Source organism: Prosthecobacter sp. (assembly GCF_014879935.1).
Lineage (GTDB): Bacteria > Verrucomicrobiota > Verrucomicrobiia > Verrucomicrobiales > Verrucomicrobiaceae > Prosthecobacter.
Map to the genome: position 1 here is coordinate 1 of NZ_JACSRD010000241.1, position 15,764 is coordinate 15,764.

The window sequence follows — 15,764 nt, forward strand, 5'->3', positions numbered from 1 at the left end:
CCTCTTGCCTTCATCAAGGAGGTCTTCGCGCAGGAAAGTGAGGTTTTGGCGGATGTCCGCCGGGATGGCTTCATCAAGCGGCGTGAGCGCCCACTCGGTGGCGTTGGGGCCTTGGTCTTTGATGACCTCAATGCGGGGCTGGTTGGCGTCGGTTTTGATGGTGGCGAGAGATGGCGCCAGTGTCGGCAAAGGTGAGGAAAGGTCTTTGATCCGAATGTTGCGGAACTGCACTGGCCCGCGCGGATGAGCTTGGAGGCCGATGAAGCCTGCGGGCTGACGAAGCCCGGTAAAATCGTTGATAACGGTGTCATTCAAACTGACCACAACCCTGTTCCCAGTGACGGTGATCTCCAAATCGTTCCAATCGGCTCGGAGCTTCACTCCCGCCTGAGCATCTTTGAAATTGTAAATGGACCCGGTAGGTTGATCGTTTGCTCCTGGTTCAGTAATGGCGACTTCATTGCCTTGTTTCGATGGGATTGAGGCATCATTGCCTGGGTTTTGAAAACGGAAGAAAACACCCGAGTTGTATTCACGACCCTTTCCTTGAAACTCGAGCCTCAATACGAAATCGGTGAAAGGTTGGGACGAAAACCATGAAAAGCCGTTTCCTTTTGATGAAGACATCGTGGCTTCTCCGTTCGATACGCGCATTCCGCCTGGGCCAACATGACTCCAGCCACCGAGATGATCGTTATCGAAGATGGGCGTGAATCCAAGCTCGACAGTGGCGTGAGCAAATGTTGAGAGAAGAATCAGGGAGGCGATGAGGTATTTCATAGAGCTGGGAGCAGATTCGGAAGATGAAGCGGGAGGTTGCGGGGAAAATGTTGTTTTCAAACAGTGATTCGCAGGCCGAGTGGGCGGGTTGCCAACAAAAACATCACTTCACTGGCGGCGACTGCCGCAGGGCTTCGCGGAACTGGGCGTAGAGGGTGTCGAGGGTCTTGCGCACGGCTGCGGTGCGGTTGGCCCAGTCCACTTTGATGCTCTGTTTTTTCACATCGGCCTCGGCTCCCTGCTGCTGGCGCAGCGCGGTGCGCTGGGACTGTTCCCGCTGATATTGCGGCCAGCTCATCATGTAATTCCGCCGGGCATCCAGGGCCTGGGTGCTGGTCTTCTGATTCGCGTCCGCTTGTGCGGAGCGGTAGCCCGCCGTGACAAGGGTTTGTTCCCGTTCGTCCAGCGCGGCGATCATGGCGGTGCAGAGCTGGTGCGCGGCGCGGTAGGCGTCCTGGCCGGCCCTGGGCTTCTGCTTGTATTCGTCCAGCAAGTCTTCGCGCAGGTAGGTGAGGTTCTGGCGAACGTTCGGCGGCACGCCTTCGTCCAGCGCGGCGAGCACCCACTCGCTGGCGTTGGGCGCGAGCTGGGAGAAGGTTTCCAGCAGTGGCTGGTTGGGATCGAGGGTGAGCGCAGCAGTGGGGGCGGCGGTGAGTTGTTGTGGAGCTGACATGGATGAAGCTCCAGCAGCAAGGGCGGCACCACCCGCTCCAATCACTCTCGGCGAACTGTTGCCTCCGGGTCTGGGCTCTCGTGCATAGGCATCAAATGCGGCGGCAATCCCTGCCTGGGCGGCGTTGCCCCGGTGAAGGATCATGCGGTTGGACAGCACGATGTCTTCCCCCTGCCTGAGGGTGATGCTGCCGTCCGGGGCCGACTTGTCGATGCTGCGCTGACCGAACGGATTGGCGGCGAAAAGTCCGTACGACCGGACATGCCAGCGGGTGGGATAGCGAAAACTGGACGGGTGATTGAGCATGGCGACCCCGACGACTTCCCCCGCCACCGGACCGGAGTAGTCACACCAACTGGCGGCTTTGCCCCATGCATTGTTGTTGGTGTCTCCATGGCTGTTGACGATGGTTCCGCCTTTCCCAGCATCGACGGCCATGCTTCCGGCGATCCGGATGCAGAAGCCGGCTTCCTTGGCATCGAAGACGACGACTTCCCTGCCGGAAGCCGTCAAGCGCAGGTCGGAATCAATGATCCGCGCACCCTGTCCGCCTGAGAATGTCATCCGATGCGCCATTTCGCAGACCTTGCGCCCGGCACCATCGAGAATGTCGCAAAGATCCACGATGACCGCCTTCGCCGCATCCGCGTGCAACTCCGCATACTTTCGATGCTGTATTTTTCCCAGCGTCGGAGCACCCTTGCCTTTTCCGGGCTGGTAAGTTGACGGCTCCTCCCATGTGTCCGCGCCTCCGATGTTCTGATGGGCAAAGTAGATGCCACGATGCTGCGGATGGTCCGTCGGATCGCCTGGGACGCTTTTCATGGGAAAGCCTCGCGTAATCTCATGCCCGCCCGGCGCGATCACGTTTTTCAGGAAGGGTTTGTTGGCCTCGTTCACCACATACTCCGCCAGTGGTGCGCCCGCGTATTCGATGATGGCACCATCTCCCGGTGTGGCGCGGATTGAGAAGCCTGCGGCGGCGTGAGACGAACTCGATGTCGTCCAGATCAGAAAGCAGGCGTATGGCAGAAGGCGAGAGCGGGTCGTTTTCATAAGGTCTTGAGGGAAACAAGGGGCAATGACGGATGCAGAACACGAAAGCAGGCTCATCGCATCGCTTCGCGAAACTGCCGGTAGAGGTTGTCGAGGTAGGAGCGCATCTGCGTGGCGCGGGTGGCCCATTCGACTTTGAGGCGTTCCTTCTTCACGTCGGCTTTGTCCGTTTCACTTTCCCGCAGGGCGGAGCGCTGGGACTCTTCACGGGCGTACTGGGGCCAGCTCATCTGGTAATTCCGGCGGGCGTCGAGGGCTTGATTGGATGTCGCTTTGTTCGCATCCGCCTGAGCTGACCGGTAACCGGCATTCACGCGGGCCAGTTCGCGCTGGTCGAGTGCTGCGAGGAGCTTGTCGCAGTAGTCGGAGGCTAGCTTGTAGGCCGCCGGGCTGGCTTTGGCGGTTTTTTTGCCTTCGTCGAGCAAGTCCTCGCGCAGGAAGGTAAGGTTCTGGCGAATGTCAGCGGGGATGGCCTCGCCCAGCGGCGTGAGCGCCCACTCGGTGGCGTTGGGGCCTTGGTCTTTGATGACCTCGATGCGCGGCTGATTGGCATCGGATTGAATCATCGCCAAAGGTGCGGCGGGTGAGGCAAAGGCTGCGGGGAGGTCTTTGATGCGGACGTTGCGAAATTGCACGGGGCCTTCTGCGTTGCTTTCTAGGCCGATGTAGCCGGACAGGCTTTTGCTCCCAGTGAAATCATTCACGGTTTGGCCATTGAGCTTCACTGTATAGCGCTGGCCGGAGACAGTAACTTCCATCTCGTTCCAGTCTCCAGTGCGGACGGCGTCCAAAAACGCAGGTTGAAGGCCCCAGATGGCACCAGTTGATCTGCCGAGTCCGCCGCTGGAGTGTCGAATGCCGACTTCATAGCGGCTTTCTGCCAACGCATTGATTTCACCTGAGATGGAAGGGATGCGCAGCCACACTCCCGAATTGAACTCCGTTTTCATCCCTTTGAATTCGAGCTTCAAAGTGAAGTCGGCGAAAGACCTGCTGCCAAAGACAGCGACTCCCCATTTTGATGGAGAGAGACAAGTGGCGATTCCGTTTGCGATCTTCATCTGCCCCGGGCCGCTTTGCTGCCAAGCCGAAGCATTTGGTCCTTCAAATAGCGAAACAAACCCAGGCTCCACGGCAGCATGGAGTGAAGTGGCGAAGAGAATGGAGAGGAGTGCTTTCATGGGAGAGGAGTTCAAGTTCAAAGAGTGATTCGCAAAGCGAGCGGCAGGGTTGCAGCGGACGAAAACTTTTTCACCGCAAGTTGGGATAGCCGCATAGCACGGCATGCAGAACGGTTTTTTCTGTGGTTATCTCGTCTCTTGCGGTGGGTGACTGGATTGGGAAGAGTTCATCGCCGCAAGGCTTCACGGAACCTGGAGTAGAGGGTGTCGAGGCTGCGGCTGAGTTTGGCGCTTTGGGCGGCCCAGGCGACTTTTTGGGCTTCGCTGGCCAGGGCGGTGCGGGATTGGTTTTGTTGGGCGAGGGCGCTGCGTTGATCGCCTTCGCGGGCGTATTGCGGCCAGCTCATCATGTAGTTGCGCCGGGCGTCGAGGGCCTGGTTGGTGTGGGTTTGGTTCGCGGCGGCCTGGGCATCGCGGTAGCCGGCGGCGACACGGGCGAGGTCACGCTCGTCGAGAGCGGTAAGGAGGGCCTGGCAGAGCTGCCAGCCGGCGCTGTAGGCGGGAATGGGGGCGGCGGGTTTGGACTTGCCTTCATCGACGAGATCTTCACGCAAGAGTGTGAGGTTCTGGCGAATGTCGGCGGGCACGGCTTCATCAAGCGGGGCGAGCACCCATTTCATGGCGTTCACTGACTGGGCTTTGAGGATGTCGATGCAGGGGGGAGCCGGTTCGGCGGCTGGAGGCGTCGGGACTGGGGCGGGAACCGGCTCCTGTGGCAGTGGTCGCTGAGGTGTGGTCACTGCAGCCGTCGTGGGAACAGGCTTTGGTTCCGTTTTGGGGGGCACGGGCTCGGGCTTCACCTCCGGCGGTTCGCGGGTGGGTGGTGGCATGGGCTGCGTGATAGCGGGAACGGATTCAGGCGGTGGCGAGGCTGCTGTCTGTCGGTCCTTGTTGCCAAAGAGGATGGCGGTTCCCCAGCCGAGTCCGAGAATCAGCAGGGCGAGGGCTGCCCATGTGAGTGCCTCGAAAGCAGAGCGGGTCTTCTTGGGCGGCGGTGCTTTCGGTTTGGGAGCACGGACGGGATGCCGCGGCGCGGGCGCCGGCTGCGGCGGGCGGGTGGTTCGGATGCTGCCCACGGCGTCACGCAGCTCGCTGACACGCTGGTAGCGGCGCTCCGGCTCCTGGCGCATGGCTTTGATGACGACCTCATCCAGCCGGGCATCGATGTGGGATTTGATGGAAGGCAGGTCAAAGGCTCCCTGTGGGCGTGTGCCCGTCAGCATCTCGTAGAGCATGACACCGAGAGCGTAGATGTCGGCGCGATGATCGGCTTTGCCCTGCCACTGTTCGGGTGCCATGTAGTCGGGCGTGCCCATGACGGCATTCGTGGCGGTGAGCTGGCTATGGATGGAGGAAAGCGGGCGGGCGAGGCCGAAGTCGGCCAACTTTGCCCGGCCATCGCGGGTGATGAGCACATTGGCGGGCTTGATGTCGCGATGCACGACGCCCTGCGAATGCGCGTAATGCAGCGCCTCACAGATCTGCATGGTGAGTTCCAGCGCCTGATCCGGTTCCAGCCGCTGACCGTGCAGGAGGTGCGCAAGGTCGGTGCCATCGACGAACTCCATGACGAAGTACAAGTGCCCTTGGCTCGTCTGCCCAAAGTCGAAGATGGCGACGATGCCCTGATGGCTGAGGCTGGCGAGCGTCTGTGCCTCGCGCTCAAAGCGGGAGGTAAACTCCGCATTCGCCGAAAACTCCGCCGGCAGCAGCTTGATGGCCACGGGACGCTTCAGCGAGGCTTGTCTTCCTTTGTAAACCGCCCCCATGCCTCCACGACCGATGAGTGCCTCGATCTGATACTGGGGTAGCATTTCCGCCAACTGTTCCGGCGTGGGCGGCTCCCACGGCGCGGCGGGTGTCGTGCCCGGCACCCCTTCCAAAGCTCCGCGAATCAGATCGCTGGCGGGATTTCCAAACAGAGGATCGTCTTGGGGAGGGAAGTCGGACATGCTTCAAGAAGGGTTTCAGAGAGCAGATTCGGAAAGGCGGGCTGCCGGTTGCATGCCAGATCGAAAAATCAGCAGCGCGGATTCATCAGCTCCCGCAGCTCGGCGGTGACGGCCTCGGGGGTGGGATCATCCAGCGTGGCTGCCACCTGTTCGCGGATGAGCTGCTGACATCGGGCACGCAGGCGGGAGATGTCGCTTTTCAGCGTGCCCTCGGGGCGGCCGAGTTCCGCCGACAGCTCCGCGAGCTTGGCATCGCCTTTCCCAGTGATGAATGGGGCCAGCGCGGCAAAGAGGGCGGCCAGTCCGCGCTGCTCGTAGTCGGCACGGAGCTGCCGCATGGCGTTGGTGACCACTGTTTCCATCCACTGGCGTTGGAAGGCCACGACGGGCGTGGTCTCGTCCACGGGCTCTGCGAGGAGGGCCTGAGTCTCGCTCAGATCGGCCATGCGGGCCACCTGGCCGGCTCCACGTTTCCGGGCCATGTCGTGGCGGTGACGGTCGATGAGGAATCCCTGCAGCTTGGTGATCAGGAAGGCGCGCAGCTTCACTTTGAGACATGACGCATCCACAAAAGCGTTTTTGGCGAGCAGGTGCTCGAAGAAGGCCTGCTTCAAATCCTCCGCTTCTTCGATGGCGTGGCCCTTTCGAAGAATGAAGGCCACGACTGGCCGTTCATAGAGGCGGCAGAGCTCGTTCAGCGCCTGATCCGAGCCGGGGAGACCCTCCGCCACGGCGAGACGCACCATGCTCCACGCCGTGGGCGGAAAAGCGGGTGCCGCTGACTGGGGAGCGGAGGAAGTCATCGCGCCGGGCCTTTAACAACATTTGCTGGCCGGTGGCTAGATGAAATCCCCCCGGATCAGCAGATTGTTGCCTCGATCCTTGGGCGAAACCGGAAGATGAGCCGGTTTGAAGCTTCCCGCATGAGGAGGGCGGGAGGGCGATGTCGTTAATCGTCGCCGTCTCCGGCGGAGATGTTGCCGTAGAGCTCGGGAAAGCGGCGTTCGAGGGACTTTGGCGTGATGTAGCCGATGAGCTGGGCCTCATGCCAGTCGGCGAGGCCCCAGTACTCGTGGGGGAAGGCCATGATGACGGCGGCGCAGGTGGGCATCTTCGGGATGTTCGCACGGGCGAGGATCTTTTCGGCGAAGTCGTGCATGCCGGGGTTGTGGCCGAAGATCATGGCGTGATGCCAGCTCTCATCGAAGGCACGCATGAGGTCGAGGATGCGCTCCGCCTCGGCGAGGTAGAGTCCGGATTCGAGCCTGAGGTTTTCCACGGGGAGCGAGAGCGTCTCCCGCACGACCTGTGCCGTGGTGAGCGCCCTCAAGGCGGTGCTGCTGACGAGGTGGTCGGGAACGGGCAGCAGGGCAGGGGAGCCATTCCCCCCGAAGTAGGTGCGGTGCAGAAAAGTGGCGACTGCGGGTGCGGCCCGCTTTCCACGGTCGTTCAGCGGCCGATCATGGTCCGCGAGCCCAGGCTGTCCCCAGCTGGACTTGGCATGGCGCATGATCGTGAGGTATTTCATTTCGAGCGAAGAGCGGAGGGCGGAGGGCGGAGGGATGAAAATGACGAATGACGAATGGCGAATGACGAATGAATGACGAAGCTCCAATCAACGAAAGCGGCGATGTTGCACGCGTCCGGTGGCGTTGAGGCATTCGGCATTGGGGGTTCGTTCGTCATTCGGATTTCATCATTCGTCATTTGCCAGCGCCGCTGACACAAAGCGTGCCGCAGCACGTCACACGGCGACTTTCTCCAGTTTGATTGGGTAGGTTTGAAAAGCGTTCCACTGGCAGACGATGAGATCACCAGTGTCGAGCACGCAGACATCGTGCCCATGGTCAAAGACACGCTCAGCCTGCATGAGCGGCTTCAATTTGCCGTCTTCATACACAGGTTCGGTGCCGCCGGGGGCGCTGACGACCTGGTTTTTCGCGTCGAGGATGACGGTGAAGCCGCTGGGGTTCTGAGGGAGCTTGTTGATGTCGGGCGTTTTGGACCAGCAGACGCCAGCATAGAGCTCCTGGCCGGCGATGACGGGACGACAGACCATGGCGCCGGGCACGGGCAGGGTTTCGAGGTGTTTGCCGTCGAGGGTGAAGCGCTGGAAGCAGTTGTCCGCGCGTGAGGTGACGATGACTGTGGCTTTGTCGGCGCCGTTCCGGGTGTCGATGGCGATGCCGTGGGCGTTGTTGAGGCGCTGTTCCGCAGGAACGCCGTCCTTGCCGCCGAAGCGCTGGATGAACTTGCCGCGAGCATCGTAGCGCAGCACAAACTGCGAGCCGTAGCCGTCGGCGACGTAGATGTCGCCGTTCGGTGCGATGGCAGTTTCGGTGGGATTGAAGACCATGTCCGGCTCGTAGGCTCCGACACTCATGGGATGGCTGATGGAGAAGATTTCTTTGCCCGTGAGATCGATTTTCGTGATGCGGCCGGTCTGACGATAGCCGCCGCTGCCGCTCTTCCAGAGGCCGCTGTCGGTGACGAAGAGGAATTCCTCGCCGTTTTCATTCGAGAGCGTCAGTCCATGGCCGCCGGGCCACACGCTGCCCCAGGAGTCGAGGATGGTGCCATCGGGCTTGAAGATGAGCATCTGGTTGTCCCAGTGGTCGCCGATCATGAAGAGGCGGCCGTCTTTGACCTGGACCATCTCGTGGCAGTTCAGGATGGGATGGTGGCGGCCCTGGCCGGCGGGCACCCAGTCCTTGTTCACCTTGTAGCGGAACGATCCGTGCCCGATGACGACGTCCTTCTTCGGATCGGGAGCGGCACGCAGCGTTTCAGTGAACGTGGCTGCCGCGGCGGTGCCCAGGCCGGCGAAGAGAAAGTGGCGTCGTGTTTTCATGCGAGTGGTCAACCTTTGTCCCAAGCACGGTCACGCGACTTTTCAATTCCGTTTCATCATCGTGGCGACGCGATGCACGGTCTGCGTGAGTTCGCCGGCCTCGTAGGGCTTTGGCAGCACGCCGACGAAGCCACGCTCCAGGAAGACCATCTGCACCTCCTGGGTGACGCTGCCGCTGGTGCAGACGATGCGTGCCTCAGGATCGAGGTGAAGGATCTCAGCGGCCGTTTCGGTGCCGTTCATGCCGCCGCGGAGGGTGAGGTCCATGAGCACGACGTCGGGCGGGGTGCCGGTGCGGAAGAGACTTTGATAGATCTTCACGGCATCCTGGCCGTTGTCGCACTGGACGACCTCGTAACCGCAGCGGGTGAGGATCATGTTGGCCACTTTGCGCAGGTCGTCCTCGTCATCGACGATGAGAACCTTGCCCTTGCCGTGCTTGAGCGGAACAGGGGCCGCATCGGCGGGACTGAGGGGCTTGGTGCTGCCGGAACCTTCCGCAGCAGGCAGATACACACGGAACTCCGTGCCGACGTTCGGGGTGGAGGTCACGCGGATCTCGCCGCCCATCTCATCGATGAAGCGTTTGCAGGTGGTGAGGCCGATGCCGTTGCCATCCGCCTTGGTGGTAAAGGATTCGCGGAAAAGACGGCCCAGGTTTTCCCGGGCGATGCCGCAGCCACGGTCGCGCACGACGAGCAGCACATGCGGTCCCGGCTTCAACCGGCCATCGCCCGTGCCGCCGACCATGTGGTTGTGCGCCTCGACATCCATGTAGCCGCCGCGTGGCATGGCCTGGATGCCATTCATGACGAGGTTTTGCAGCACCTGGCTGAGTTTCACCGGATCAGCCAGGGCGAGGCGCAGGTTGTCGTCCTGACGCACGCACACGTGGACGTTCGAGCCGGCGCCGGCGAATTCCACCGTGTCGCGCATCAGGGCGGAAAGATCCGTGGGCTCGTGCTTGCGGGGCACCGCTTTGGACGCGGTGACGACCTGGGAGGTGAACTGCTTCGCGCGCTTCAGACCGGCAAACACAGCCTGCAATTCATGCGCGAGCGCGGGATGCTCCTGCACCTGCTGAATCAGTGCGGACAACCGCACGGTGACGGGACCGAGAAGGTTGTTCACGTCATGAGCGATGCCCTGGGCGAGAGCCGCCAGGTTTTCTTTGCGCAACTGCACCGATTGCGCGTCCAAATCTTCCACAGCAGGCTTCGGGTCGGCCTTGGCAGGCGCATTCGGCTGCGCCGGACTGATGAGAATGGTGAAATTGAGCAGCTTGCGCAGGCTGTTGAACACCGCCCGCACCCGCCACTTGCAGGGGATGGGAGCCTGGGTGCGCAGGCTCTGCAAAGCGCACTCACATTCATGGCAGCCGCCGTTTTGCACTGCCTGCTGGAGACTGGCCTGCAACGTGGTGGCATCCTTGTCACCAGCCACGAGATCGTTCAGGCCCAGGCCACGCAGGCCGGTTTCCGGGTCAGCGCCAGCCAGCATCGCGGCGGCGGCGTTGCTGAAAAGGACCTTGGGACCGCATTTCGGGTCACTGGGCTCGCTTTCGACGATGACCACGCCGTCAGTCACCTGATCGAGAGCCACCCGGAGGTAGTAGTTGGCCACTTTGAGCTGCTCCAGGCTCTGCTCCATCTCGGCGACCGAGGCGGGAGAGGAGTTGGAAGCAAGTGGCGCAGTGGTCATGGAATATCCGGTCAATTCCGTTCCATTTAGCAATCTACGATAATTAATACAACTTTAATTTTTGATATTCTGAGTTTTTCTGACTCCCACTTTTGAGAGTGAATGTTTTCAGTGGCTCTTATTCCAAGGGCCTCCCGGTCTCAAAAACACCTTGCCACTCAGGCCTTCTCGTCTAGCATCCGCGCCCCTATGTCCAAAAACGCTGGTATCGCCAAGACGAGGAAAGCTGTCGCCAAACGATTCAAAGTCACTGCGACGGGTAAAGTGCTGCGCCGCAAACAAGGCAAGCGCCATATCCTGCAGAACAAGAGTCGCAAGCGTAAGCGCAACCTCGGCAAAGTCGCCCTTGTGGCGGAAGTCGATGTGAAGGCGATCAAGATGAACCTCCCGTTCCATTGATCCCCTCGCCGGTTCCCAACTGGAACCACGATGTGCTCGCCTGGCTCCCTTCGCACGGAGCCTTCGCTCAGGTGAGGCGGCGCATCCTCTCCCAACAAACAGCCTGATCACTGACAGAAACACATGCCAAGAGCCACCAACTCCCCCGCCAGCCGGAAGCGCCGCAAGCGCGTGCTGGCAAAAGCCAAAGGTTACCGCGGATTCCGCAGCACGCACTTCCGCTACGCCAAAGACGCCGTCCGCAAGGCGGAAACCTATGCAACCCGCGACCGCAAGGCCAAGAAGCGCAGCTTCCGCAACCTCTGGGTCCAGCGCATCAACGCCGCCACCCGCCCGCTCGGCCTGAGCTACTCCCGTTTCATGGAGGGCCTCAAGGCCGCCGGCATCACCCTTGACCGCAAAGTCCTCGCCGACCTCGCCGTCAAGGATGCGGGTGCCATCGAAGGCCTCGTCCAGCAGGCGAAAGCCGCGCTGGAATCGAAAGCTTCCGCCGCGAAAGCGTAACCTTCCAGGCATCACCAGGATTTCCCAGCAGCCGGAGCTCACGCTCCGGCTGTTTTTTTGTGAGGCGTTCCATTGCGGAGAGACATGGAAGTGGAACGAACGCCTGCCGGATTGCGGTGTCAGAGACGGCCCACCTCCGCCTTTCCGACGGCCTCCTTCGGAAGTCTCCCTCTGCTCAATGCGCCCCAAAACATCACGTCGTCAGATCCTTCGCGGCCTCACCGCCCTGGCTGTCGGCGGCTCCTCAGCCGCCATCGCCGCAGATCGCAAGCAACTCCAGATCGAACGCGTCGAGGTTCCTGTTCCTGGTCTGCCTCCGGCCCTGGATGGCTTTCGCATCGGCCAGTTGAGCGATCTTCACCTGGAGCCATACACCACGGCGGAGGACATCTGGAAGAGTGTGCAAGCCTGCAACTCGCTGAAGCCGGACCTCATTGCCCTCACGGGAGATTTTGTCACCAATAACACCCGTGCAGCGCCGCTCGTGGCGGACATTCTGTCGCACTTGGAGGCACCGCACGGCGTGCATGCCAGCCTGGGCAATCACGATTTCTGGAGCGGTGCCGCGGACGTCGTGCGTGCGTTGCACGAACGGAAAATCCCCGTGCTCAGCAATGACACGCGCCGTGTTCAGACCGACGTCGGCCCGCTCTGGCTCGGTGGAATTGATTCCGTTTACGTCAACAAGCCGGATGTGCGCAAAACACTGCAGCACTGGAAGCAAACCCAGCCACTGGTGCTCATGATGCACGAACCTGACGCGGCGGACGTCATCGCCGCGGCTGGCGTGAAGGCCCTGCAACTCTCCGGCCACACCCACGGCGGACAGCTTGTGTTTCGCGGCAAGGAACCCATGTCTCTGCGCCGTGCACGGCATGGCAAAAGATACCTCGCCGGCCATTACCGCGTGGGAGGGCTGGAATTGTATGTGAATCGCGGCATCGGCTGTGTCGGTCTGCCGTTGAGAATCGGCTGTCCGCCGGAAGTGACAGAGCTGGTGCTGCGCAGTCCGGAAATCGCCCGGGCGTGAGGCGTCGAGGCGGCACATGGCGCCCTCCCGAAGGTTGCGCGTGGCCCTGGGCGCAGCTAAGTGGCCGGTTCCAATGCTCTCCCAACTCGATTCCCTCAAAACCGACGCCCTCGCCGCGCTTGTCGCCGCGCAGGATGAAGCCGCGCTCGAAGCCGTGCGTGTGAACTTCCTTGGCAAAAAAGGCAGCGTCACCGCGCTCAGCCAGGGCATGAAGGACGTGCCCGTCGATCAGAAAAAGGAAGTCGGTGCCAAACTGAACGACGTGCGCACCGCCATCACCGACGGCATCGAGTCAAAGAAACTCGCACTGCAGGCCGCGCTCGATGCAAAAGCCGTCGAAGGCATCGACATCACGCTTCCGGGCCGTCCGGGCACCGGCAATGGCGCTTTGCACCCGCTCACGCAGATTCGCGATCTCGCCATCCGCACGCTGCGTCGTCTCGGCTTCATTTTGGCCGAAGGACCGGAGATCGAGACCGAGTTTCACTGCTTCGATGCGTTGAACACACCCGCTGATCACCCCGCCCGCAACGAGAAGGACACCTTCTACCTCCCCGATGGCCGCCTGCTGCGCACGCACACCTCCAGCGTGCAGATTCGCACGATGGAAGCCGCGAAGTCGCTCCCCATCCGCATCATCGCACCCGGCGCCGCGTATCGCCGCGATGAGATCGACGCCACGCACCTCAGCGTCTTCAACCAGCTCGAAGGCCTCTACGTCTCCAACGACGTCAGCCTCGCCGATCTCAAAGGCACGCTCGAAGCCTTCTTCCGCGAGATTTTCGGCCCGAACACCGCCGTGCGCTTCCGCCCGCATTTCTTCCCCTTCACGGAACCGAGCTTTGAGATCGATGTGAAACTCGAAGCGAAGGGCAAAGACGCTCGCTGGATCGAAATCGCCGGCTGCGGCATGGTTGACCCCGCCGTCTTCACCGCCGTGAACAAATCCCGCGGCGACAACCTCTTCGATCCCGAGACCACCACCGGCTTCGCCTTCGGCCTCGGCCTCGACCGCCTCGCGATGATCCTCCACAGCATTACCGACATCCGTCACCTCATCGAAAACGACGTCCGCTTCCTCCAACAGTTCGCCGCTTAAAACTTCATGGACGCTCGATTTCACCGCAGAGGAGCAATGAGGCAGAGGACGCAGAGAAATTCATAAAACTCTGCACTCTCTGCTCCTCCGCCCCTCTGCGGTAAATCCGAACGTCTCACCGATCTCTTTCCAGCTATGCAAGTCTCCCTCTCCTGGCTCAGCACTCATCTCGATCTCAGCAGCTACACCGTTCCGCAGCTCTCGGATCTCCTCACCTTCGCCGGTGTCGAGGTCGAGGGCATCGAAGAACGCGGTGTGACCACCGACAAGGTCGTCGTGGCGCAGATCGAGTCCTTCGTGCAGCATCCGAATGCCGACAAACTCAGCGTCTGCCAGGTCAACGACGGCACCGGCATCCGCCAGATCGTCTGCGGCGCGAAGAACTTCAAAGCGGGCGACAAAGTGCCGCTCGCGCTCCCCGGAGCCGTTTTGCCCGGCGGATTCACCATCAAAGAAGGCAAACTCCGTGACGTGGCGAGCCTCGGCATGATGTGCAGCGGCAAAGAACTCGGCCTTGGCGAAGATCACAGCGGCCTGCTCATCCTGGATGCCGAAACGACCATCGGCACGCCCTTCAACCAGCTCGTGCCCTCCGATGTCGTCTTCGACCTCGAGATCACACCGAACCGCCCCGACCTCCTCAGCCATCTGGGCCTCGCCCGCGAGCTCAGCGCCCTCACCGGCATGCCGCTCAAAGGCCAGCGTGATTACAACAAGACGTCCACGCCGACGAAACTTGAAACTTTAAACCTGAAACTTGAAACTCCCTCCGCCTGCCCGCTTTACACCGCACGCCTCATCAAAGGCGTCAAAGTCGGCCCCAGCCCCGAGTGGTTGCGCCGCCGCCTCGAAAGCATCGGCCTGCGTCCCATCAACAGCATCGTGGACATCACGAACTTCGTCATGATGGAGATGGGCCAGTCGTTGCACTGCTTTGACCTCGACAAGCTCAGCGGCTCCATCGTCGTGCGCAACGCCAGCGAAGGTGAGCAGATGCTCGCGCTCGACGGCCAGAGCTACACGCTGCTGGCCGACGATCTCGTCATCGCCGATCAAAAACGCGCCGTCGCCATCGCCGGCGTCATGGGTGGCGAAGAAACCGGCGTCACCGAAGCCACCACCAACGTGCTCCTCGAAGCCGCGTGGTTCACGCCTTCGAACATCCGCCGCACCTCGCGCCGACTCGGCCTCAGCAGCGACAGCAGCTACCGCTTTGAGCGCGGCATCGATCCGCAACAAGTCGCCGGCGGTTCCGAACTCGCCACCAAGCTCATCCTCTCCATCGCCGGCGGCACCGCGGAAGACGTGCTGCACGTCGCCGGTGAAGCGCCCGCTTTGACCGGCGAGGTCACGCTCGATGAAGACCGCGCCCGCAAGCTCCTCGGCACGCCCGATCTCACCGGCGATGAAATTCACGCCATCCTCGAAAAACTCGGCCTCGGCAAAAAAGCCGCCACGAAGCACGAGAGCCGCTGGCACATCCCCAGCTATCGCGCCGATTTGCAGCGCCCCGTCGATCTCATCGAGGAAATCGCCCGCGTCATCGGACTCGACCGCGTTCCGTCGAAAATGACCGCCGTCGCCGTGCCCAGCGATGCCACCGATCGCGCTTACGACTTCGCGATGACGATCCGTCAGGCCTTGGTCAATCGCGGCTGCTTTGAAGCGCAAACACTGCGCCTCATCGCCGATGCGCAATTGCCCGACACCCTCGGCGGCGGCACCGGCGTCGCCGTGAAAAATCCGCTCAGCGAAGACCACACCACGCTGCGCCCCAGCATCATCCCCGGCCTCATCGCCACCGCCGCGCTGAACATCCGCCAAGGTGCCGACCGCCTGCGCTTCTTCGAGCTCGGCCGCGTCTTCCTCAAGCTCCCGAACGGCAACAGCCGCGAAGAAGAACGCCTCGCCATCCTCATCAGCGGCCCAGTCAGCCCATCGAGCTGGCATGCCCGCACGCCGCAGGCCGCCGACATCCATGAGTTGATGGGCATCATTACCCATCTGCCCGGCCTCAGCCGCGTGAGCATCGAGCCCAAAGCCGTCAAAGAATCCCCCGCGAACTTCCTGCTCACCAGCGAACTCCGCGCCGGCAATCGCAACCTCGGCTGGATCGCCCAACTGCATCCTTCGCGTGCTCGCGACATCAGCGCCCGTCATCCCGTCTATGTCGCCGAATTGCTCCTCAGCGCCCTCCGCCAGGGCAGCACCGGCCCCGCGAAGTTTGAAGAACTCCCGCGCTTTCCCGGCATGACCCGTGATGTCGCCATGGAAGTCCCCGCCGACCTCCCCCACGCCAAAGTCGCCGCCTTCTTTGCCAGCCAGAAAGAGCCCCTCTTCATCGCCAGCGAAGTCTTCGACGTCTTCACCGACCCCACCGGCCAAAAAATCGCCAAAGACCGCAAATCCATCGCCTGGACCCTCACCTACCGCAGCCCCGAAAAGACCCTCGAAACCGCCGAAGTCGATGCCGCCCACCAGCGCATCCTCGCCGCGCTGGAGAAAGCTTTGCCGGCCACGGTGCGGCGGTGAATTCTC

At 61.7% G+C, this 15,764-nt stretch carries 13 protein-coding genes; 5 read left to right on the plus strand and 8 right to left on the minus strand.

Annotated features, from left to right (window positions below; genetic code table 11):
• The 8 genes from IAE77_RS27460 to IAE77_RS27495 form a co-directional block, all read right to left on the minus strand.
• Nucleotides 1–780 (minus strand): DUF1080 domain-containing protein (locus IAE77_RS27460; RefSeq protein WP_294233903.1); only part of this gene is annotated, 780 nt, incomplete at its 3' end.
• Nucleotides 781–883: 103 nt separating this feature from the next.
• The gene (locus IAE77_RS27465; RefSeq protein ID WP_294233906.1) at nucleotides 884–2,509 is read right to left on the minus strand and encodes a PmoA family protein; all 1,626 of its coding nucleotides are present in this window, start codon (nucleotides 2,507–2,509) and stop codon (nucleotides 884–886) included.
• A 53-nt stretch (nucleotides 2,510–2,562) separates the two neighbouring features.
• Nucleotides 2,563–3,690 carry a DUF1080 domain-containing protein gene (locus IAE77_RS27470; RefSeq protein WP_294233908.1) on the minus strand — a complete coding sequence of 376 codons (1,128 nt, stop codon included), beginning with the start codon at nucleotides 3,688–3,690 and terminating at the stop codon, nucleotides 2,563–2,565.
• Nucleotides 3,691–3,857: 167 nt separating this feature from the next.
• Complete coding sequence (locus IAE77_RS27475) at nucleotides 3,858–5,642, minus strand: serine/threonine-protein kinase (protein WP_294233910.1); 1,785 nt, start codon at nucleotides 5,640–5,642, stop codon at nucleotides 3,858–3,860.
• Between the two features lie 68 nt (nucleotides 5,643–5,710).
• Nucleotides 5,711–6,445, minus strand: coding sequence for a hypothetical protein (locus IAE77_RS27480; RefSeq protein ID WP_294233912.1), 735 nt, complete (start codon nucleotides 6,443–6,445; stop codon nucleotides 5,711–5,713).
• Nucleotides 6,446–6,591: 146 nt separating this feature from the next.
• Nucleotides 6,592–7,170 carry a histidine phosphatase family protein gene (locus IAE77_RS27485; protein WP_294233914.1) on the minus strand — a complete coding sequence of 193 codons (579 nt, stop codon included), beginning with the start codon at nucleotides 7,168–7,170 and terminating at the stop codon, nucleotides 6,592–6,594.
• A gap of 216 nt (nucleotides 7,171–7,386) precedes the next feature.
• Entirely contained in the window at nucleotides 7,387–8,493 is a 1,107-nt protein-coding gene (locus IAE77_RS27490) for a hypothetical protein (protein ID WP_294233916.1), read from the minus strand.
• Nucleotides 8,494–8,535: 42 nt separating this feature from the next.
• Nucleotides 8,536–10,194, minus strand: a complete 1,659-nt coding sequence (locus IAE77_RS27495) for an ATP-binding protein (protein ID WP_294233921.1) — start codon at nucleotides 10,192–10,194, stop codon at nucleotides 8,536–8,538.
• Nucleotides 10,195–10,383: 189 nt separating this feature from the next.
• On the opposite strand from IAE77_RS27495, the gene rpmI reads away from it, so the two are divergent.
• The 5 genes from rpmI (at nucleotide 10,384) to pheT (ending at nucleotide 15,758) form a co-directional block, all read left to right on the plus strand.
• Nucleotides 10,384–10,593, plus strand: coding sequence for a 50S ribosomal protein L35 (gene rpmI / locus IAE77_RS27500; protein ID WP_294233924.1), 210 nt, complete (start codon nucleotides 10,384–10,386; stop codon nucleotides 10,591–10,593).
• Between the two features lie 123 nt (nucleotides 10,594–10,716).
• The gene (gene rplT, locus IAE77_RS27505; RefSeq protein ID WP_294233927.1) at nucleotides 10,717–11,097 is read left to right on the plus strand and encodes a 50S ribosomal protein L20; all 381 of its coding nucleotides are present in this window, start codon (nucleotides 10,717–10,719) and stop codon (nucleotides 11,095–11,097) included.
• 178 nt (nucleotides 11,098–11,275) lie between these two features.
• Nucleotides 11,276–12,127 carry a metallophosphoesterase gene (locus IAE77_RS27510; RefSeq protein ID WP_294233930.1) on the plus strand — a complete coding sequence of 284 codons (852 nt, stop codon included), beginning with the start codon at nucleotides 11,276–11,278 and terminating at the stop codon, nucleotides 12,125–12,127.
• Between the two features lie 73 nt (nucleotides 12,128–12,200).
• Entirely contained in the window at nucleotides 12,201–13,226 is a 1,026-nt protein-coding gene (gene pheS / locus IAE77_RS27515) for a phenylalanine--tRNA ligase subunit alpha (protein WP_294233932.1), read from the plus strand.
• 135 nt (nucleotides 13,227–13,361) lie between these two features.
• Complete coding sequence (gene pheT, locus IAE77_RS27520; RefSeq protein ID WP_294233934.1) at nucleotides 13,362–15,758, plus strand: phenylalanine--tRNA ligase subunit beta; 2,397 nt, start codon at nucleotides 13,362–13,364, stop codon at nucleotides 15,756–15,758.
• The last annotated feature ends 6 nt before the right edge of the window (nucleotides 15,759–15,764 follow it).